Origin of the sequence: Pseudomonas sp. 43(2021) (assembly GCF_017490805.1) — a bacterium.
Classification (GTDB): domain Bacteria; phylum Pseudomonadota; class Gammaproteobacteria; order Pseudomonadales; family Pseudomonadaceae; genus Aquipseudomonas.
Genome location: NZ_JAFGYJ010000009.1, coordinates 1 through 19,675, shown reverse-complemented (window position 1 = coordinate 19,675; position 19,675 = coordinate 1). Strand labels below are relative to the sequence as shown.

15 protein-coding genes are annotated in these 19,675 nt (G+C 63.6%); 4 read left to right on the top strand and 11 right to left on the bottom strand.

The features are described 5' to 3' along the window. Nucleotides 1-72 precede the first annotated feature (72 nt). Complete coding sequence (locus J5M71_RS09940; RefSeq protein ID WP_207831854.1) at nucleotides 73-1,014, top strand: LysR substrate-binding domain-containing protein; 942 nt, start codon at nucleotides 73-75, stop codon at nucleotides 1,012-1,014. A 199-nt stretch (nucleotides 1,015-1,213) separates the two neighbouring features. Here J5M71_RS09940 and J5M71_RS09935 read toward each other — a convergent pair whose 3' ends face one another. The 11 genes from J5M71_RS09935 to J5M71_RS09885 form a co-directional block, all read right to left on the bottom strand. Then, entirely contained in the window at nucleotides 1,214-2,632 is a 1,419-nt protein-coding gene (locus J5M71_RS09935; RefSeq protein WP_207831852.1) for an undecaprenyl-phosphate glucose phosphotransferase, read from the bottom strand. A 175-nt stretch (nucleotides 2,633-2,807) separates the two neighbouring features. Then, a complete protein-coding gene (locus J5M71_RS09930; protein ID WP_207831850.1) occupies nucleotides 2,808-3,560 on the bottom strand; it encodes a WecB/TagA/CpsF family glycosyltransferase in 753 nt (250 codons plus the stop codon). Beyond that, entirely contained in the window at nucleotides 3,560-4,747 is a 1,188-nt protein-coding gene (locus J5M71_RS09925) for a glycosyltransferase family 2 protein (RefSeq protein ID WP_207831848.1), read from the bottom strand. Before J5M71_RS09925 ends, J5M71_RS09930 begins: the two co-directional genes overlap by 1 nt. After that, nucleotides 4,744-5,946: a glycosyltransferase gene (locus J5M71_RS09920; RefSeq protein ID WP_207831846.1), complete on the bottom strand. Its 1,203-nt coding sequence runs from the start codon at nucleotides 5,944-5,946 to the stop codon at nucleotides 4,744-4,746. Before J5M71_RS09920 ends, J5M71_RS09925 begins: the two co-directional genes overlap by 4 nt. A 65-nt stretch (nucleotides 5,947-6,011) precedes the next feature. After that, on the bottom strand, nucleotides 6,012-6,989 hold the full coding sequence (locus tag J5M71_RS09915) for a VirK/YbjX family protein (RefSeq protein ID WP_207831844.1): 978 nt from the start codon (nucleotides 6,987-6,989) through the stop codon (nucleotides 6,012-6,014). Between the two features lie 205 nt (nucleotides 6,990-7,194). After that, nucleotides 7,195-8,172 carry a glycosyltransferase gene (locus J5M71_RS09910; RefSeq protein WP_207831842.1) on the bottom strand — a complete coding sequence of 326 codons (978 nt, stop codon included), beginning with the start codon at nucleotides 8,170-8,172 and terminating at the stop codon, nucleotides 7,195-7,197. Between the two features lie 5 nt (nucleotides 8,173-8,177). Further along, nucleotides 8,178-8,702, bottom strand: coding sequence for a serine acetyltransferase (locus tag J5M71_RS09905; RefSeq protein ID WP_207831840.1), 525 nt, complete (start codon nucleotides 8,700-8,702; stop codon nucleotides 8,178-8,180). Nucleotides 8,703-8,710: 8 nt separating this feature from the next. After that, nucleotides 8,711-9,667, bottom strand: a complete 957-nt coding sequence (locus J5M71_RS09900; RefSeq protein WP_207831838.1) for a glycosyltransferase family 2 protein — start codon at nucleotides 9,665-9,667, stop codon at nucleotides 8,711-8,713. Then, on the bottom strand, nucleotides 9,660-10,277 hold the full coding sequence (locus J5M71_RS09895; protein WP_207831836.1) for an acyltransferase: 618 nt from the start codon (nucleotides 10,275-10,277) through the stop codon (nucleotides 9,660-9,662). The genes J5M71_RS09900 and J5M71_RS09895 overlap by 8 nt, the downstream gene beginning before the upstream one ends. A 105-nt stretch (nucleotides 10,278-10,382) precedes the next feature. Continuing rightward, nucleotides 10,383-11,849 carry a GMC family oxidoreductase gene (locus J5M71_RS09890; protein ID WP_207831834.1) on the bottom strand — a complete coding sequence of 489 codons (1,467 nt, stop codon included), beginning with the start codon at nucleotides 11,847-11,849 and terminating at the stop codon, nucleotides 10,383-10,385. Between the two features lie 236 nt (nucleotides 11,850-12,085). Then, nucleotides 12,086-13,462, bottom strand: coding sequence for an oligosaccharide flippase family protein (locus J5M71_RS09885; RefSeq protein ID WP_207831832.1), 1,377 nt, complete (start codon nucleotides 13,460-13,462; stop codon nucleotides 12,086-12,088). 96 nt (nucleotides 13,463-13,558) lie between these two features. On the opposite strand from J5M71_RS09885, the gene J5M71_RS09880 reads away from it, so the two are divergent. The 3 genes from J5M71_RS09880 to galE all read left to right on the top strand — a co-directional run bounded on the left by J5M71_RS09880 (nucleotide 13,559) and on the right by galE (nucleotide 18,760). Then, a complete protein-coding gene (locus tag J5M71_RS09880; protein ID WP_207831830.1) occupies nucleotides 13,559-15,085 on the top strand; it encodes an O-antigen ligase family protein in 1,527 nt (508 codons plus the stop codon). A 5-nt stretch (nucleotides 15,086-15,090) separates the two neighbouring features. Further along, on the top strand, nucleotides 15,091-17,706 hold the full coding sequence (locus J5M71_RS09875) for a cellulase family glycosylhydrolase (protein WP_207831828.1): 2,616 nt from the start codon (nucleotides 15,091-15,093) through the stop codon (nucleotides 17,704-17,706). A gap of 79 nt (nucleotides 17,707-17,785) precedes the next feature. Continuing rightward, complete coding sequence (galE, locus tag J5M71_RS09870) at nucleotides 17,786-18,760, top strand: UDP-glucose 4-epimerase GalE (RefSeq protein ID WP_207831826.1); 975 nt, start codon at nucleotides 17,786-17,788, stop codon at nucleotides 18,758-18,760. Nucleotides 18,761-19,675: the final 915 nt, after the last annotated feature.

Genomic DNA, 19,675 nt, shown 5'->3' with positions numbered 1-19,675 from the left:
GCGCGATACTGCCTAGCTGGCTCACGGATGACCAACGAAACTTCCTAAGCAAGGCTTTAGTGGAACTAAACGATGCGACGACAACTCAATGGCCAGATGTTCGTCTGGCTGCATGTGTTCGCCTGTGCGGCCCGGCACTTGTCCTTCACCCGCTGTGCCGAAGAACTGCACATCACCCCGGGTGCAGTCAGCCAACAGATGCGCCAGCTGGAAGAACGCCTGGGCTACCGGCTGTTCCTGCGCCGCGCGCGCGGCGTGGAACTGAGCGCCGAAGGGCAACGCCTGGCGCAGACGGTGGCCGAAGCCTACGGCAGCATCGAAGCCGAACTGCTGCGCCTGGACGCCGGTGAAATCCGCGGCACCTTGCGCCTGCGCTCGATCCCGTCGTTCCTGGCCAAATGGCTCACGCCCCGCCTGCCGCGCTTTCAGCAACGCTACCCGGACATCGAGCTGCGCCTGGTGGCCGAAGACAGTGCCCAGGCCTTGACTCCGGGCGATTTCGACCTGGCCATCGACCTGAACGACGGCAGCTACCCCGGCATGCTCTCGACGCCGCTGCTGGACGAGCAGATCTTCCCCGTGTGTTCCCCCACCTTGCTGCGCGGGCGCCCACCGCTGCACGGGCCGGCGGACCTGGCACACTACCCGCTGCTGCACGACATCACGGCCTGGCGCGGCAGTTCGGAGTATGCCGAATGGGAGTTCTACCTGGAGGGCATCGGCGCCGCCGGCCTGGATGTACGGCGCGGGCACACCTTCAACCGCAACCACCTGACCATCGAGGCGGCGATTGCCGGCATTGGCGTGGCGATTGCCCGCCGCACGCTGCTCAACGACGAACTGGAGCGCGGTGCGCTGATCGTGCCGTTCGGGGTGCCGATCGCCAATCACAAGCGCTATGTGGTGCATTACCCACCGGGCGGGTTGAACCAGCCGGGGGCCCGGGCGGTGCATGACTGGCTGGTGGAGGAAGCGCGGGGGTTCAGGGAGCTGCACCCGCTGAACAAGGACTAGGCCAGCCAAAAGCGCTTGCACACTTTCATGGAATTACGAGTGACTCATTGAATTGGCAGGGACCCTGTGGGAGCGGCTTTAGCCGCGAACACCGGCACAGCCGGTGCCATGCACCGTGTTGGATTCTTCGCGGGTAAACCCACTCCCACAGGGTGCGCAGGGCGCATACGAAATTTGCTCCTTTACCGACAGTGCTGTGTCAGTAGGCCTGCTTGCCGGTAAAGGCGCTGAGTGTGCGCACCAGAATCACGAAATCCAGCCACAGCGACCAGTTGTTGATGTACTCGATGTCCGAGTCCACCCGCTGGATCATCTGCTCGATATCCTTGGTCTCGCCCCTGAACCCGCGCACTTGCGCCAGGCCGGTCATGCCAGGCTTGATATTGTGGCGGGCAAAGTAGTCGACGATGTCCTGCGAATACAGCGTGTCATGCTGCAATGCATGCGGCCGCGGCCCGACCAGCGACATCTCCCCAGTCAGCACATTGAACAACTGCGGCAGTTCATCCAGGCTGGTGCGGCGGATAAAGGCGCCGACCCGGGTCAGCCGCGGATCATTCTTCTGCGCCTGCTTGACCACGCCCTCTTCCGGCTGGTGGACATGCATGCTCCTGAACTTCCAGATACGGAACGCTTCCCCGGTCCAGCCGGTGCGTTCCTGACGGAAGAACACCGGGCCGCGGCTATCGAGCTTGATGGCCAGGGCAACGGCCAGCAACACCGGCGATGCAAACAGCAGGATCAGCGCCGCCAATACCCTGTCTTCGAGGTTCTTCAGGAACAGGCTCATGCCCGTCAGCGGTGTTTCCGACAAGGTCAGTACAGGAATGCCGGCAATTTCCCGCACGCTATGGTTGATCAGGCGCAACGAGAAGATATCCGGTACCCAGTTCACCGCAATGCACTTGTCGAGCAGCCTCAAATACACATCGTTGATCACCTCGGAGCCACCCAATGGGGTCACCAGGTAGACCGTGCGAATGCCGTAGCGGGCCACGATATCGTCGAGCTCGGCAATATGCCCGAGCACCGGCAGGCGCTGCTTGCCTTCGGGGCTTTCGCGCCCCGGCTCCTCGGCCGCGATCAGCACGCAACCCAGCACCCGCTCGCCGAACCAAGGGTTGTTACTGATTTTCTGATACAGGAAATTGGCCAGATCACCGGCACCAATGATCAGGGCGTTGTCCAGGCGTGCATGGGCGGTAAAACGCTTTTGCAACTCTCGCACGGCAAAATGCAGGAACAACTGGGCGATGTAGCCAATGATGAACAACTGCACGACCAATAGCCGCGAATAGGTTTCGCTCTGCTTGGTCAGGAAGGCCATGACCACCAGCAGGCAAAAGGTTGCCGACCAGGCCTTGAACAGCCGGAAAGCCTTGATGGAGAGCCCGACGTTGGTACGGTAGATTGCATAGTGATCGTAGATGACTGCCAGTGCGCCAACCAGCAACAGCAGCATGATCACGTAATCGGAAGTGATGTAGCCAAACTGGTCGTAGATCAGGTACCAGGCAATACTGGTGACTGCAATTCCATCGAGGCCGGCCTGAATGGCGTTACTTACGCTGCTTCTTCTTTGCAGTAAGGAACGACTGCTTCTGGGTTCGAAAACCATTTCAGACCTCATCGATTTGCGCGTAGCAACTGCCTTGCATCAAACAGCAGTCTTGACAACGGCTCATGCAAAGCCAGTGAAACAGAATCGTGCAGCCCCCAGCCGTTGATCTCACTGTAGCAGCCAACCGCTATCAGTGTGCCCGGAATCACCGCCCGCACGAATGCCGACCGACTCATACGGTGCGCCTGGCGCCCCCTCCGCCCCGGCGGTACAGCAAGGTGCGCAGCAAGAACAACGGGTTGCCCACTACATAGCGCATGAACAAACGCTTCGGCTCGCGCATCAGCCGGTACAGCCACTCCCCGCCAAACCGCCGCAGCCATTCAGGCGCCCGGCTGACCTTGCCGCCAAGAAAGTCCAGGATCGCGCCACCGCACACGATCAGGCACGGCTCGCCAGTGGCCGCCAGCCTTGCCGCCACCGCCTCCTGCCTGGGCATGCCCATGCCCAGCACGATCAGCTCCGGTTGCTGCTCCCTGGCCAGTTGCAGGTAGGTATCGATGCCGGCAAAGCCATCGTGAACCGACACCGGCACCACCCCGAACAGGGCTGCGCTGCGCTGCACCGCCTGGTCCAGGTAAGGTTGCCGGGTGCCCCAGAACGCGACCCGTCGCCCGCGGTAGGCGGCCATGAGCCGAGGAATGAAGTCGGTACCATTCATGTTGAGCCCAGGTTCAAGCCCCAGCCGGCGATAGAGAATCGCCATGCCGGAGCCGTCGCGCAACAGCACGTCGGCCGCCGACAATGCCTGGTGGTACGCACCATCGCGCACCACCAGGTTCATTGCATGGGCATTGACGAAGCCCAGCACGGTCGCGGCCTGCGGGGCGGCCAGCTGGGCGAGCAGGCGCTGCGCAGCAGCGGCATCAGCCACCACTTCGAGCTTGCCGACCAGGGTGTTCCAGCGTTTCTGCCACTCTGCCATCAGTCTTCATCCCGTTTCGAACGTACCCATTCCACCTGGCGCCTGATCAGGAACCCCAGATACAAGGGGACCTTCCTTGCGGCGTAGAACGGCGCGTACAGCAGCACGGAAAACGGGATCAGTTCGCGACAGAAGCGCGCCCAGGCCAGCACGATGGCAAGGCCCAGCAACGCCAGCGCGCAAAGGGCGATCCACGCAGGTGCCGCCAGGCCGAACAGCAGGTACGCCAGCCAGGCCACAAGGTTAAGCCCGAGCAGGGCCAGTGCGAGCAATGCCAGGGGAGGCACCAGCAGGTCCAGGGTCATGGCCAGCAAGCTGCTGTTACGCTGGGTGATTGCGACCAGCGCACGCCTGGGCGCATCGGCCAGCATCATGCCCAGGTGCCCATGCTCCCAGCGTGTGCGCTGGCTACCCAGGCCTCGCTGGCTGGCAGGGAACTGGCTGCTGACCACCGCCTCGGGGCAGAACACTGGCGGCTTGCCCTGCTGGCACAGGTCCAGGCCCAGCTTCAAATCCTCCACCAGGTGCCCATTGGCCAGGTCGATCAAGGCCAGGTCACGCCAGCCGAACGCCATGCCCGCCCCCATCAACTGGCAAGGCAGGCCCAGCCGAGCCCAGCCACGCGGGCGCACCAGGTTCTTGACCCGCCAGGCAAACTCGGCAACCTGCACTTTCAGCCCGGCCCCTGCCGGTGCGCGCATCAGGTACAGCGCCTGCACCGGGCGAGCGACCTCGCGGTAGCACCGCGCCAGGCGCTCGATCGCCCCCTCGCCCACCTGGCAATCGGCATCCACCACGATCACCACCTCGGGCGGCTGCTCGGCCAGGTGGCGCACACCAAAGTCCAGGGCGTAGCCCTTGCCGCGCAACTGCGGGTCGTGACGTTCCACCACTTCGGCACCGGCCTCGCGCGCCAGTTGCGCAGTATCGTCAGTGCAGTTGTCCGCCACCACCAGCAAGCGGTCGCCAGGCCGCAACTGCGGGGCAATGCTCGCCAGCGTGGCACGAATGATCGAAGCCTCGTCATGGGCAGGCACCAGCACTGCCACCTGCGGACGAGCGTTGCTGCCCGACGGTTGCGCGCGCGCCGGCAGGCAGGCCATCAGCACCTGCAACAGCAGCAGCAGTACCGGCAACAGGACGATGGCCGCCAGCACGCCCAGTAACCAAGCCAGTACACTCATCATGCGGATGCCTTGAAATAGCCGGCCAGCCTGGCCGCCTCGGTATCGATGTCATGCCGTTGCAGCACACGTTGGCGAGCCGCCTCGCCCATGCGCTGGAGCACTTCGGCAGGTTGCGCCAGGCACTCGGCCATGGCCACCGCCAGCTCGTCCACGGCACCGGCGGGGAACAACCAGCCGTTCTCGCCCGGCCGCACCAGCTCGGGAATGCCTGCCACATAGGTGGTCAGCACTGGCCGGCGCAAAGCCATGGCCTCCATGATCACCACTGGCAAACCCTCGGCAAAGCTCGGCAGCACCAACGCGCGCGCAGCAAGGATTTCCTCGCGCACCTGCGCGCTGCTGATCCAGCCGGTAATGCGTACCTGCTGCTGCAAGCCGTGCCGGGCGATCAACGCCTCGATCTGCCCACGCATCTCACCGTCGCCGGCCAGCACCAGCTCGCAATCGATCGACCGGGCGGCAAGTATCCGCGTGGCTTCGAGCAACAGCAGCTGCCCTTTCTGCTCGCACAGGCGGCCAACACACACCAGGCGCGGCGTCGTGGGCACGCTGACCGGTGCCACTTCATGGAAGCTGCGTTCAAGGCCGCAATGCACCACCTTCACCTTGGCCCATTGGTCGTGTGCCACCCAGCGAAACAACTGGCTGCGCCCGTACGAGCTGACCGCCGCGACAAAAGCGGCACGCCGCACCTTCTCGCCCATGTGCAGGAACTGCGGCTTGTCGAACTCTTCCGGCCCGTGCACGGTAAAGCTGTAAGCTGGCCCACCCAGCACGTTGGCCAGCATCACCACCTCGGTGGAATTGGTGCCGAAATGCGCGTGCACGTGTTTTGCCTCGCCTGCCTGCAACCACTGCAGTACCTGGCAGGCCTCGGCCAGGTAGACCAGGTGGTAGGGCCAGGTGCGGTCGGCCCGCAGGCCAAGGCGCATGGCCAGCAACAGCGCCTGGAAGAACCGCCGCGGCTGCGTGCGCAATACCTGCCAGGCCGGTGGCAGCAAGCCCTTGATGCCACTTCGCAGCACATAACGGGTCCTGTCCTGCTCGCTGGTGTCCTCGGCGTCCTGCAGCTCGGCGTCCCAGCCGCGCAGGGCGATACGCTGCACCTCTACCCCCTGGCGCTCCAGCGCCAGGATCTCACGGCGGATGAAACTGTGGCTGACCTTCGGGTACTGATTGATGAAATAAGCAATGCGCATAGGAATCCAGATCAAGACCCGCGTAATGAACCCTCAGCCCTGTCGCGGCAGCGTCAGCCGTTACTTCAGGCTCCCGCCGATGCCACCTCGTCAGGTGCACTCCCCTGCTTTCCTTGTAGCTCAAGGTTGTCACCGCTGCCTGGTAACGCGGCCTGCAAGCGGGCGAAAACATCGTCGAGCAACGCCTGGCGGCGGCGGTACATCGCCCGTTTCTTCGCCGGTGTGTCCTCTAGCGCCCGCTGTACTGCGGCCAGCGGGAGGGCAAAGAAGTCTGCATGGTTCGACGCAGAAGCCCCGTGTTCACGCCAGATCACGTCGTAATCGGCTGCCAGGTCCTGGCCTTTGTCGTTGCCAAAATACGCGTGCCGATGGTGGCGGCAGGCATCACTGACGGCATACAGGTGCGCCACGCCCAGGGTCCTGGCCAGGCACTTCAACCCCTCGAGTAGCAGGCTGCGGGGGCGTAACCCTTCGAAGTCCTTGGTCAGGTCGCGGTAGATGGCCAGTGAGGTTTCGCTGTCGACACCCTTGTGAATACCCTGCACGGCACCGATGAACAGGCACAGTTCGCCCTGGCTGCGGCACAGGCTGAACGCCAGGGAAGCCACGCGCAGGTCGCCCTGGAACAGGTTCAATACCAGCTCGCCTTCGCGCTTGAACCAGATCGGCCGGTCCAGCACCAGGCGACAGCCCGGCGAATGGCTGGACAGTTCGCACAGCGTCAGGCTTTCGTCCCGCCCCAGCAGCAACAGCGCCGGGAACTGCCCGGCCAGCACTTCGAAGTGCGAAGCCACCACCTCCAGGCGCTGCGGGGCTTCCCAGCATTTGCTGAGGTAGGGCCACTGCACGACACCGATGCAATCCACGCCCAGCCGCTGCAGACCGTGCTGGCCCAGGGCTGCGGTCATGCGCTGCAGGAACGCATTCAGCTCAGGCCATTGCCTGGCAATCTGCAGCGTCAATTTGTACTTGTTGTTCAGCGCCCGCAACGAGTAGCCCGGTTGCAAGGTAAACACGCTTTTCACGATCGTGCCGAGCATCATTGGGCCTCTTTCTCATAGAGCTGCACGTAACTTATTGAATTAGCAGAGGCCCTGTGGGAGCAGCTTTAGCCACGAACACCGGTGCAGCCGGTTCCATGCACCAGGCTGGATTCTTCGCGGCTAAAGCCGCTCCCACAGGGTACGCGGACTGCTTGCGACCTCGGTTCTCTGCGCCACAGCACACCGCAAAGGGCTGGATGATCTCTCACTTGTACTCGATCAACGCCGATTTGCCGGCCGCGATGCGGTGGCGCAAGAACTTCAGTTGCCCGAGCATTTCCGGGAACTTGCCCAATACCAGAAACACCGCCTGTAGCCAGTTCTCCCGCACCGACTTGCCTCCACGACGGGCCAGGCGTACGGCCTGCAACGGGTACACCAGCAGCAGCAGCAGGCCCCAGCCGCCCACCAGCAGGCAGGCCAGCACGATCACCACGGGGATGCCCAGGCCCCACAGCCAGGCCCGCCGCGACTCGCGCAGCCAGTGCCGCTCCGGCGTGTGACCATGCAGGTAGGCCCCTTCGGCATAGGCGTGACCAGCACGCAGGCTACGCCACCACCATTGGCTGAAACGGGTCATGGCAGCGTCGTGCAGGGTCATCTCGGCATCCAGGCGCCAGACCTTCCAGCCCTTCGCCCGCAGGCGCACGCACAATTCGGGCTCTTCTCCGGCGATCAGCTCGGGGCGGAAGCCGCCGACGGCGGCGAAGGCGTCTACCCGCATCAGGGCATCGCCACCACACGCCTTGGCCTCGCCGATGGGGGTGTCCCACTCCAGGTCGCACAACAGGTTGTACACCGACCGTTGGGGGAAGCGCTCGCGTCGGCGGCCACACACCACTGCCACCTCAGGATGCTGGTGGAGAAATGCCTGCCCCGTGGCCAGCCAGCCGGCATCCACCTCACAATCGCCATCGACGAACTGCACCAGGTGCATCGACGGCAGCAGCCGTTGCAAGGCGGCAAAGCCTTCGTTGCGCGCGCGCGCGGCGGTGAACGGGGTGCCCATGTCCAGAGCCAGTACCTCCATCCCCAGGCTGCGGGCCAAGTGCGGTGAACCATCGGTTGAGCCCGAGTCGACATACAGGACCTTTTCCGCACCCTGCAGCAGCGAACGCAGGCAACGCTCCAGGCGCTGGCCTTCATTACGGCCAATCACCACCACACCGATCCCGCTCGCCATGGGCCTCACTCGACGGGCACCGTGGCGGCCGGTTGCCTGGCCTTGATGATGGCCGGCACCCCCACCGCCAGCGAGTTGTCCGGCACATCCACCAGCACCACGGCATTGGCACCGATGATCACGTTGTTGCCGATGCGGATGCTACCCAGCACCTTGGCCCCGGTGCCGATATCGACGTTGTTGCCGAACACCGGTGCAACCGGTTCGCTGACGTTCTTCAGGCCCACCACCACGCCATTGCGGATGCGGCAGTCATCGCCGAACCGGGCATAGCCGCTGATGACGATGCCGCCAAAATGGTCGATAACGAAGTTGCGGCCGATCACCGCTTCGCACGGCAGCTCCACACCCGTGATGATCTGCACGAACTTGTAAAGGATCTTGTAGATGAGCGAAAACAGCTTGCGCAGCAGTGCCGGGCGCACGCCATAGCGCCAGCGGCCGAAACGGTACACCAACAACACCCAGAAGCCCTGGGCGCCCCAGTCGCCACCATGGGCACGCAGGTCGGCACGTACATTCTCGAACATGGCTCCACCTACCTTGTCGGTTGGCTGGCGTACCGGGTCTTGAACAACAGTGACCAGGTCGCCCGACAGTGACGCCAGCAGGCCTGTATTGCGCCCCGCCCGCGTCGTTTCAACAGCGCCTTGAGTGCCAGCACCAGGTCGCCCAGGGTGACCAGCAGCATGTGCAGGGCAAGCCCCGCCAGCCCGTGATGCTTGCGGAAGTACAGCAGCTCGCTTTCGATCTGGTATGACGAGATCTGCCGGCTGGCCGCCTCCAGCTCGGCCACCGACCTGGAACTTTCCCCACCGATGTGCACCACCGTGGTGTGCGGGTAGAACACCACTTTCCAGCCCGCCGCCTTCACCCGCTTGCAGTGGTCGACTTCCTCGTAATAAAGAAAGTAGCGCGGGTCGAACAGGCCCACCTGGTCCAGCACTTCGCGGCGCACCAGGTAGAAGCAGCCAGGCAGCCAGTCGCATTCACGGACCGAGGCGTGGTCCCAGTTCATTTCGTCGACCATCTTCAAGCCCGGGAAGAAGCGCCCCAGCCCGGTACGCCCGACGAACACGTTGAGCGGTGTGGGAAAGTAGCGGCAGCTGGGCTGCAGGTCGCCGTCGCGGCCCTCCAGGCGCACCCCCAGCACCCCGCATTCAGGGTGGGTGTCCATGTAGTCGAGGGTTTTCTGCAGGGAGTCTGGGGCGACAAAGGCATCGGTATTCAGCAGCAAGGCGTACTTGCCCTTCAGGTGCGCCAGCAACTGGTTATTGGCCCGGCCGAACCCCACGTTCTGCTTGTTGCTCAGCAGCAGCGCTTGCGGGCACACCTCGGCCATGCGCTGCAGCGAGTCATCGACCGAGGCGTTGTCCACCACCAGGTAGCTGGCCAGCCGTTCGCTGTCGGCCCGGCGCAGCGCGTCGAACATCGGCCGCAGCAGCCCGGCCGTGTTGAAGTTGACCACCATGACGTCCACAGGTTTGCTAGCCATGGTTGCCATCCCCGAAGAAGTACTGGCGCCTTTGCGCCATCAGCAGCGGCTCCAGCTGCGGGTCATAGGCGCCATTGCGCTGCTTGATCAGGTCGATCCACGGGTAGGCCTCGCAACGTGCCTCGACCCGTTTGATCAACGCCTCGGTGGTGCAGATGAACTCTGCCGGGTTGCCACCAAACACCGTGCCCGGCGGCACGTCCTTGGTCACCACGGAACCGGCGGCCACGATCGACTCAGGGCCGATGGTCACGCGGGGCATGACGATCGCACCATGGCCGATGAAGCAATTGTCCTTGATGTCGATGAAACCGACCGAGTCCAGATGCTTGCCGAAGCGATGTTCGATCAGCAATACCACCCCGTCGTGACCGATCAGCGTGCAGTCGGACAGGCCCACACTGTTGCCGATGCGAACCAGCGAGGGGTCGAGGAACTTGCAGCCTGTATTGACATAGAAGTTGCTGCCTACCGAGTGAAAGTTGCCCCAGCGCGTCAGATAGGCCCCCCACTCAAGCCCGGAAGGCTTGCAGAACTTCCTGTAAAACGAGCTTCCTCGCCCCGTTGCGTGGACATAGTGCGTCACTGCCTTGCGTATCCATCCTTTCATGCTGCCCGCCTCGCAATCAAAGCAATCTGGACTGTTCCTGAGGCGCATCCGGTCTCGTTCTTGTGGGTGCTGACCGCAGCGCACTCAACCCATGTACAACCTGCATCACGCCACGGCGTCCCTGGCCGAACTCATCCTGGCATCGAGGTGGTCGGCCAGGCGTACCGCAAACTGCAGCAGCGGCATGGTCGGGTTGGAAGCGCCACCCGTGGCAAAGATGCTGCTGCCGGCGACGTAAAGGTTCTCGGTGCCGAACACCTTGCAGTTGCTGTCGACAACACCGAATTGCGCCGACGATGCCATGCGCGTGGTCCCCATGTGGTGGGCATGCGGCGACAACTTCAGCGGTATCGAGGTGTCATAAACGAAGTCGTTGAGCTTGACGAAGCCCAGGTTCATGTCAGCCCACTGCTTGGCCAGTTCGCTGCCAATGCACTTGATGGTGTGGCGGTCATCTGCGGTCAGTGCCCAATTGACATTGACCTTGGCCACGCCCAGTGCGTCCTTCTCATCCAGCAGCGAAACGCGGCTGTGCAGGTTGGGGAACTGCTCGATCATGGTGCTGATCACGCCGTCACCGGGGCAACTGAACCTGGCCACGAAGGCGATCTTGCTGGCAACCCCCATGTCACAGGCCAGGCTCTCCAGAAAATGCTTGACCTCGGCAGTACGACCATAGGTTTGCACATCGGCCAGCAAGGCGGCCCGGACATTGCCTTTACCTGCCTTGTATTCGTCAACGAAGGCATCGGTGGTGTAGTACTCGCGCGGCTCAGGGGCCAGCCCCGACTTGAGGATGAAGGTGCCAAGGTCAATGTTCAGATGCTCCATGAAGCAGCCGCCGACCAGCCCATCCTTGCTCACGACTCCGGCCGCCACCAACGACTCACTGTTGAGCAGTTGCCGGGCATTCTCGATGGCACCGGTGGCCAGCACGAAGTTTCTCGCAACAAGGCGCTGGCGATTGCACTCGTAATCGGACAGTACGACTGCAGCCAGGTGGCCGGAGGCCTGGTCAAACTCCAGGTTCACGCAATTGCAGTTGATGAATACATCCAGGCCTTGGGTCTGCTCAAGGGCCGTGGCGTATTTTTGCGCAAAGCGCGTTGGCGGGCTGAGCAGAAAGCGGTCTGGCTCGAAGTCACCGCCGTCCAGGCCAGTATTCAACGCCTGAAAATCCGACCCGGGCGGCAGGTCGACGATGTCCATGGCTGCTGGCAGGTAGCCCGCGATTTCCGAATAGGGGATGGGCCAGCCAGGCAAGTCGCCAAGGGGGGGTATGGAGAAGTCCGAGGGGCTGAACGGGCGGCAACGGCCTGCCCAATGGTTGGATGTTCCGCCCAGGTAACGTAGGCGAGCCTCCTTGGCATACAGCTCCAGGCCGGTGGACGCACAGGCGTACAAGGCTTGCGAGTTCGCCGAGTACTCACGCCCGCCGCCTTCGGCAAGCAGTACGCTCCAGCCGGCGGCGGCCAGGCGCAAGCCCAGGGTGATACCCGCCGGGCCGGCGCCAATGATGCAGACATCGTAGCTGTCGCGCAGTACCTTCTGCTGCTGATAGTCCTTGATCATGCGGGTTCGTTCCGGAAGTAACGGGACGGCAATACCCAGCCGTTGATCACTACGAACCCGGACTTGTCGGCAGGTTGACTGGCAACGGCTGCCTTAGCGCCGAACACCGCACCACCAACGCCCAGCAAGACACAACTCTGGAGAAAGCCTCTACGACCCAACTGCGCAGTACAAAAAGTAAGCTTCCCCATGATCCTGTTACCTGTATCTTTGAAAATTTCACCCAGCAAGCCGCATTACAGCCAGTTGAAAAAGGCTGTCAGCAGCGCCCCGCAAAGCGCCCCGACCAGTAGCATCGGCAGCACCACCAGCTCACGTTTGAGGCTGAAGATATCCAGTTTGCAATTCACATACACGATCAGCACCAGAGTTGGCACGGCATGCAGGGCAACCCCCCAGATCGCCCAGTCCACACCGCCAATCGCCAGCAACAGCGGTAGCAGCCCCCACAGCGAGACCAGGCGGATGATGTTGTCCATCGCCTGGTACTTGGTCAGGCCCAGGGCAATCCACACCTGATGAGCCAAGGTATAGCGCAATGTGAGGAACGACAGCGAAAGAATCGCCAGCATCGGGCCGGCTTCACGGTAGCGGTCGTCGTACATCCAGCTGATCAGCAGCGGGCTGGCGGTCAGGAAGCCGCCACAGATGAACAGCACCAGCAGGTCGACCAGCAGACGGAAGCGGTGATACAGCGCCTTCAGGCGTTCCTTGTCGTCGGCCCGGGCCGCTTCGCTGAAGGCGGGTAGCGCCACGGCCCCGAAAATTTTCATCAGCGCGGTCTGCACGGCACCGAGGATCAGCACGGCAATCGAATACACCCCCAGTTGTGCCGCCGTCATGCTGGCGCCAAACCACATGCGGTCACCGTACATGGCCAGCACGCCGACCATCGACGACAGCAGAATCCAGCGGCCAAACACGATCAGTTCGTTCAGCGCGCTGCGGTCCCACTGCAGGCGGTTGCTGTGCCCCTTGAGGGCAGTGTGGCCCAGCAGGGTCCAGGCCAGGGCCGACACCAGACCGGCGATCACCAGCGCCCAGACCGAGTGCGTCAGGTAGCCCAACACCAGCATCACCACCAGGCCGACCAGCTGCGAGGCCAGGTCGACCAGCACCACACGCTTCTGTTGGAAAGTTCGTACCGCCACATCTATCTTGGTGGACTGGAAGCCCCAGATCACCGCCGACAGCCCGGTCGCCGCCAGTACCATCGGTAACACCGGTTCAGCATAGGTGGAGCCCGCCGGCCACAGCTCGGCCAGCTGGGCAAGCCAGGCCCCCAGGGCTAGCAGCAAGGTCAGGGCAAACAGCACGAAGCCGCGGATGATCTGCACGGTCCATGCGGTATTGAGAAAATGCGGATCGTCACCGCGATGGCTCTGGATGATGTTCTGGCGCAGGCCGACATCGGACAGCAAATGCAGGAGTACCGAAACGGTGGTGGCGATGACCATCACCCCGAACATTTCCGGCAGCAGCAAGCGGGCCATGACCAGGTTGCCGCCAAGGCGCATCACCTGTGACGCCACCTGTGCAACCAGGTTCCACGACCCGGCCCTGAGGGCCCGCTTGCGCAGGCTCGCGGTGGCAGACACATCAATCGACGGCATGACGTCAATCTCTGACTGATTGGCTAAAAGGTCACTATAGTTTCAATCAGCCACGATGCTAGCCGTTGCCCACCGACGCAAAGGTGTACATAGCCAATGCCTGAACATTTTCGTGCGTTGATCGTCATCCTGTTTCTGGCAAGCGTGGTCTTCCTGCTGGCGCGGCGGCCTGCCACCGACCTGATTCCGCTGAGCGACTTCAAGCGCCGGCGCAACCTGTGGTTCCTGCTGACCTTGCTGGCCTTCGTCTCGCACAGTTTCTGGCTTTACCTGGGTGCGGGCGCCGTCATCCTGTTTATCGCCGGGCGCCGCGAGCACAACCCCATGGCGCTGTTCTACATGCTGCTGTTCCTGATCCCGCCAGCTTCGGTGCAAGTGCCCGGGTTTGGCGTGGTCAATTACCTGGTCGACCTCAACCATATCCGCCTGCTGACCCTGTGCGTGCTGTTGCCGGCGGCACTGGCTCTGCGCCGGCAAGGCGACACCCTGCGTTTCGGCCGCACCTGGCCCGACAGACTGCTGGCGGCCGGCCTGCTACTGATGAGCGTGCTGTACCTGCGCGAAACCACCCTGACCGACACCCTGCGCCAGACGCTGTACCTGTATGTCGACGTGTTCCTGCCGTATTACGTGGCCAGCCGTGGCCTGCGCCAGATCAGCGACTTCAAGGACACACTGCTGGCCTTCGTGCTTGCCTCCTTCGTCCTGGCCCTGATCGGCGTGGCCGAGTACGTGCGCCACTGGCTGCTGTACAGTGCCCTGGTCGACGCCATGGGCGTGCCGTGGAGCATGTCCGGCTACCTCAGCCGTGGCGGCTCGCTGCGTGCCAGCGTCACCACCGGGCAGGCGATTGCCCTGGGCTATGTGATGAGCGTGGCCATCGGCCTGTTCCTGTTCGTCCAGGGTTATGTGCGCAGCACCCTGCAGCGGGTGCTGGGCGCCCTGCTGCTGGCCGCCGGGTTGTTCGCGCCACTGTCCCGTGGCCCGTGGATCGGCGCCGTGGTCATCGTGGTGGTGTTCATCGCCCTGGGCAAAGGTGCGGTCAGGCGCCTTGCGCTGCTGGCCGCGGCCGGCATGCTGGCCCTGCCCCTGCTGACCATCGTTCCCGGTGGCGACAAGGTTCTGGACCTGTTGCCGTTCATTGGCAGCCTCGAAAAGGAGAACATCACCTACCGCGAACGGCTGATGGACAACTCGTGGATCGTCATCCAGCGCAACCCGCTGTTCGGCTCGTTCGACTTCCGCAACACCCCGGAAATGCAATCGATGATCCAGGGTGAAGGCATCATCGACATCGTCAACACCTATATCAACCTGGCACTGCGGATCGGGCTGGTCGGGCTTGGCCTGTTCGTGGCGTTCTTCGCCACCGTACTGCACGGCATCCGCAAGGCCATGCGCAGTTTCCCCGACAAGGACGACGAGCGACGCCAGCTCGGCCGGGTATTGCTGGCGACACTGATCGGCATCCTGGTGATCATCTTCACCGTCAGCAGCATCACCTTCATCCCGGTGGTGTACTGGTCTGTCGCCGGGCTGGGCGTGGCCTACGTCCAGATGGTCCGCAGACTGCAGAACAGCCAGGCCATCGCGCTGGCCGACCCCGGCCTTCAACCCAGGTAATGCCCATGAACGTGCTCACCCTGCGCTGCCCAGGTTTTCCAACCCTGCTGCGAGTATCGGCCATTGCTGGCCTGGCCTTGCTGCCGCTCACCAGCTGGGCATCGGCGTGGCAAGTCAGCGTCGATGAACAGAATGGCCTGCCCATGGTGACCCACGGTGGTGGGCCGGTGATGAAAGCCAAGTTCGACTTCTGGGCGGCCAACTGGAGCTGGACGGGCTTCGCCACCGCGTTCAAGGTCAATGGCCCCTACCACTACACGCTGCAAGGCAAGAACAAAGAGCTGGACTTCGACCTGGCGGCGGATATCCGCAAGGCACAGGCGCAAACCCTGAGCTGGGCCTTCGACCTCGACGCCCATAGCCGCCAGGCCGGGGTGATGGGCGGCGGCATGGTGTTCCAGTTCGACCCGGCGCAAATTGCCGGGGACATGGGCGCCCCGCAACTGCTGTCCGGCAACCGTGGCTGGTCGTGGGGCAAGGCTGAACAGGGCCGGCGCATCGAAATGCGCTTCGACCCGCCACTGGCCAAGGTGTATTTCGAGCGCGGCAACCCGTACGAACTGCGTGCGTTCATCTACAGCGACCCGATCAGCGCTGGCCGGCAGCAGATCAAGGCGGTGCTCAACATCACCGGCGACATCGACCTGGGGCCCACGCCCAGCGAACGCTTCGGCCTGGTCGACCCCGTCGGTTGGCCCGACGACCAACTGGACTGGCGCACCTCGCCAGTGGACCTGTCGTTCCTCAATGCCGCGGAAAAGCCTGCCGGCAAGCGCGGCTTCGTCAAGGCCGTCGGCGAACAGCTGATGTTCGAGGACAACACCCCGGTGCGCTTCTGGGGCACCAACCTGTCCGCCTATTCGTTGTTCAAGAGCCCCGACGAAGAAATCCGCCAACAGGCCAAGCGCCTGTCGGCACTGGGTTTCAACCTGGTGCGCCTGCACCACCACGACTCGCCATGGGTCAGCCCGAACGTGTTTGGCGACGGCTCGCTGGTGCGCGATACCCAGCAACTCAGTGCCGAATCGCTGCGCAAGCTCGACCTGTGGATCAAGGCACTCAAGGACGAAGGCGTCTATATCTGGCTGGACATGCATGTGCAGCGTGCGCTTACCGCCAATGACCACATCGATGACTTCAAGGAACTGGCCAAGGGAGAGGAACGCGTTGACCTGAAGGGTTACGCCTATGTGAACAACAGTATCCAGAACGCGATGAAACGCTTTGCCGAGCAGTACCTGACCCATGTGAACGAATACACCGGCCTGGCTTACAAGGACGACCCGGCCATCGCTGCCGTGCTGCTCACCAATGAGAACGACCTCACCCAGCATTATGGTAACGCCCTGATGCCGAACAAGGACGTACCGCGTCACAGCGGGCGCTACATGGAGGCGGCCAAAGCCTTCGCCAAACGCTATGACCTGCCCACCGATCTCACCTGGCGCGCCTGGGAGCATGGCCCTTCAAAGCTGTTCCTCAACGACCTGGAACAACGCTTCAACGCCGACATGATCGCCCACCTGCGCGGCCTCGGTGTGAAAGTGCCGATCGCCACCACCAGTACCTGGGGCGGCAATGGCCTGAGCGCGCTGCCGGCACTGACCGCAGGCGATATCATCGACGCCCATAGCTACGGCGCCAATGGCCAACTGGAGAAGAACCCGTTGAGCAGCGACGGCATGATCGACTGGATCGCCGCGGCCCAGGTGGTCGGCAAGCCGCTGACTGTCACCGAGTGGAACGCCGAGCCCTTCCCGCTACCCGACCGCCACTCGCTGCCGCTGTACGTGGCCGGCACCGCCGCTCACCAGGGTTGGGACGCCATGCTGCAGTACGCCTACAGCCAGCAGGCCTTCAACCCAGGCTGGCGTACGGCGGATAACTGGCACGCGTACAACGACCCGGCGATGATCGCCACCCTGCCCGCTGCCGCCCTGCTCTATCGCCGTGCGGATGTGAAGCCTGCCACTACCCGCTACGTGTTCGCGCCGACGCCCGCCACCCTGTACAACCAGGAGGTCACCCCACGCAACTCGCCGCTGCTGCGCACGGCCATGGAAAAGGGCCAACTGCAGATCGCCCTGCCACAGACGCCGGAGTTGCCCTGGCTGAAACCCGCCGCCATCCCCGCCGGTGCGCAGGTGCTGCACGACCCGGGGCAGTCCCTGCTGCCAGCCGACGCCACGGAGGCAGTCAGTGACACGGGTGAACTCAAGCGCAACTGGCAACAGGGCATCTACACCATCGACACACCGCTGACCCAGGCCGCGACCGGCTGGCTGGGAGGTCGCTCGATCAGCCTCGGCGCCATCCAGGTGCAAGCACAAACGCCGTACGCCAGCGTCGTCGTGCAAAGCCTGGACGGCAACCCCCTGGGCCAGTCGCGCGAGCTGCTGGTGTCGCTGGGCACCCGTGCCGTGCCCAAGGCCGATGACAAGACACCGTTCAACGTCGAGCCGCTTGCCGGCACCCTGAGCATCAAGGCGCCTGCTGGCCTGAAGCTGTTCGCCCGGGATGCACAGGCACAGTTGAAACCGTTGCCGATGGCTTACCAGGATGGGCGCTACAGCATCACGTTCGACGGCAAGTACATGTCCAACTGGCTGTTCTTGAAATAGGGTATATGGCCATCTACCCTCACAACAGACCTGTAGCTGAAAAGCGCGGCTGTACAACAGCAGAGTCCAGGAGGCATGGATGAAGTTTCTGGTTGTCGGTGGCGCAGGCTACATTGGCTCGCACATGGTCAAGCACCTGCTCGGTGCAGGCCATGAGGTAGTGGTGGCGGACCTGGTCTCGCCCGGCCCCGGCATCCAGTGGGCGAAACTGGACATCGCCGACGAACCCGCCCTGGATGTGCTGTTTGGCGTTTGCCGTTTCGATGCCGTGTTCCACTTTGCCTCGTTCATCCAGGTGGGCGAGTCGGTCAGCGTGCCCGGCAAGTACTACCAGAACAATGTCGCGGCCACCCTTGCCCTCCTGCAGGCCATGGTGAATGCCGGTATCAGGTACCTGGTGTTTTCTTCCAGTGCTGCGGTTTACGGCAACCCGCAGTATGTGCCGATCGACGAAGCGCATGCCAAGGGGCCGATCAACCCGTATGGGCTGAGCAAATGGATGGTCGAACAGATTCTCGAGGACTTCGACCGGGCCTACGGCTTGAAGTCGGTATGCCTGCGTTACTTCAATGCCGCGGGTGCTGACCCGGAAGGCCAGTTGGGCGAGTGCCATGACCCGGAAACCCACCTGATCCCGCTGATCCTGCAGGCTGCTTCGGGCCGGCGTGAGGCGGTGACGGTTTTTGGTCGGGATTACGATACGCCGGATGGCACCTGTATCCGTGACTACGTGCATGTGGCCGATCTGGCGACGGCGCATGCGTTGGCGGTGGAATATCTACTGGCGGGTGGCGAGCGCACTGCGTTCAACCTGGGCAATGGCCTGGGCTTTTCGGTGCAGCAGGTGATCGATACGGCCCGGGCGGTGACCGGTCGGCAGATCAAAGCCCTTGACGCGCCGCGCCGAGCTGGTGACCCGCCACGGCTGGTGGCAGATGCGAGCAAGGCGCTGCAGGTGCTGGGCTGGCGGCCGGAGTTTGCCTCGCTGGAGCAAATTGTGCGGCATGCGTGGCAGTGGGAGTTGCAGTATCCCTGGGCTGCGCGCCAGACCTGAGGTTCGGAAGGCGCTGCGCCTCCCTGTGGGAGCGGGTTCACCCGCGACCACCGGCGCAGCCGGTGCCATCCACCGCGTCGCCTGCTTCGCGGGCATGCCCGCTCCCACAGGATCCCCGCCAGCCGAAGGAGTGCGCCATACCTGTGGGAGCGGGTTCACCCGCGAACACCGGCGCAGCCGGTGCCATCCACCGCGTCGCCTGCTTCGCGGGTGAACCCGCTCCCAAAGGATCCCCGCCAGCCGAAGGAATGCGCCATACCTGTGGGAGCGGGCGCGCCCGCGAACACCGGCGCAGCCGGTGCCATCCACCGCGTCGCCTGCTTCGCGGGCATGCCCGCTCCTACAGGATCCCCGCCAGCTGAAGGAATGCGCCATACCTGTGGGAGCGGGCGCGCCCGCGAACACCGGCGCAGCCGGTGCCATCCACCGCGTCGCCTGCTTCGCGGGCATGCCCGCTCCCACAGGATCCCCGCCAGCCGAAGGAATGCGCCATACCTGTGGGAGCGGGCGCGCCCGCGAACACCGGCGCAGCCGGTGCCATCCACCGCGTCGCCTGCTTCGCGGGCATGCCCGCTCCCACAGGATCCCCACCAGCCGAAGGAGTGCGCCATACCTGTGGGAGCGGGCGCGCCCGCGAACACCGGCGCAGCCGGTGCCATCCACCGCGTTGCCTGCTTCGCGGGCATGCCCGCTCCCACAGGATCCCCGCCAGCCGAAGGAATGCGCCATACCTGTGGGAGCGGGTTCACCCGCGAACACCGGCGCAGCCGGTGCCATCCACCGCGTCTCCTGCTTCGCGGGTGAACCCGCTCCCACAGAGACCCCGCCAGCCGAAGGAGTGCGCCATACCTGTAGGAGCGGGTTCACCCGCGAACACCGGCGCAGCCGGTGCCATCCACCGCGTCGCCTGCTTCG

Bases quoted from the DNA above. Each gene is read 5' to 3' on its own strand.
- J5M71_RS09940 (WP_207831854.1), top strand. From the start codon at position 73: ATGCGACGACAACTCAATGGCCAGATGTTCGTCTGGCTGCATGTGTTC.
- J5M71_RS09935 (WP_207831852.1), bottom strand. From the start codon at position 2,632: ATGGTTTTCGAACCCAGAAGCAGTCGTTCCTTACTGCAAAGAAGAAGC.
- J5M71_RS09930 (WP_207831850.1), bottom strand. From the start codon at position 3,560: ATGGCAGAGTGGCAGAAACGCTGGAACACCCTGGTCGGCAAGCTCGAA.
- J5M71_RS09925 (WP_207831848.1), bottom strand. From the start codon at position 4,747: ATGATGAGTGTACTGGCTTGGTTACTGGGCGTGCTGGCGGCCATCGTC.
- J5M71_RS09920 (WP_207831846.1), bottom strand. From the start codon at position 5,946: ATGCGCATTGCTTATTTCATCAATCAGTACCCGAAGGTCAGCCACAGT.
- J5M71_RS09915 (WP_207831844.1), bottom strand. From the start codon at position 6,989: ATGATGCTCGGCACGATCGTGAAAAGCGTGTTTACCTTGCAACCGGGC.
- J5M71_RS09910 (WP_207831842.1), bottom strand. From the start codon at position 8,172: ATGGCGAGCGGGATCGGTGTGGTGGTGATTGGCCGTAATGAAGGCCAG.
- J5M71_RS09905 (WP_207831840.1), bottom strand. From the start codon at position 8,702: ATGTTCGAGAATGTACGTGCCGACCTGCGTGCCCATGGTGGCGACTGG.
- J5M71_RS09900 (WP_207831838.1), bottom strand. From the start codon at position 9,667: ATGGCTAGCAAACCTGTGGACGTCATGGTGGTCAACTTCAACACGGCC.
- J5M71_RS09895 (WP_207831836.1), bottom strand. From the start codon at position 10,277: ATGAAAGGATGGATACGCAAGGCAGTGACGCACTATGTCCACGCAACG.
- J5M71_RS09890 (WP_207831834.1), bottom strand. From the start codon at position 11,849: ATGATCAAGGACTATCAGCAGCAGAAGGTACTGCGCGACAGCTACGAT.
- J5M71_RS09885 (WP_207831832.1), bottom strand. From the start codon at position 13,462: ATGCCGTCGATTGATGTGTCTGCCACCGCGAGCCTGCGCAAGCGGGCC.
- J5M71_RS09880 (WP_207831830.1), top strand. From the start codon at position 13,559: ATGCCTGAACATTTTCGTGCGTTGATCGTCATCCTGTTTCTGGCAAGC.
- J5M71_RS09875 (WP_207831828.1), top strand. From the start codon at position 15,091: ATGAACGTGCTCACCCTGCGCTGCCCAGGTTTTCCAACCCTGCTGCGA.
- galE (WP_207831826.1), top strand. From the start codon at position 17,786: ATGAAGTTTCTGGTTGTCGGTGGCGCAGGCTACATTGGCTCGCACATG.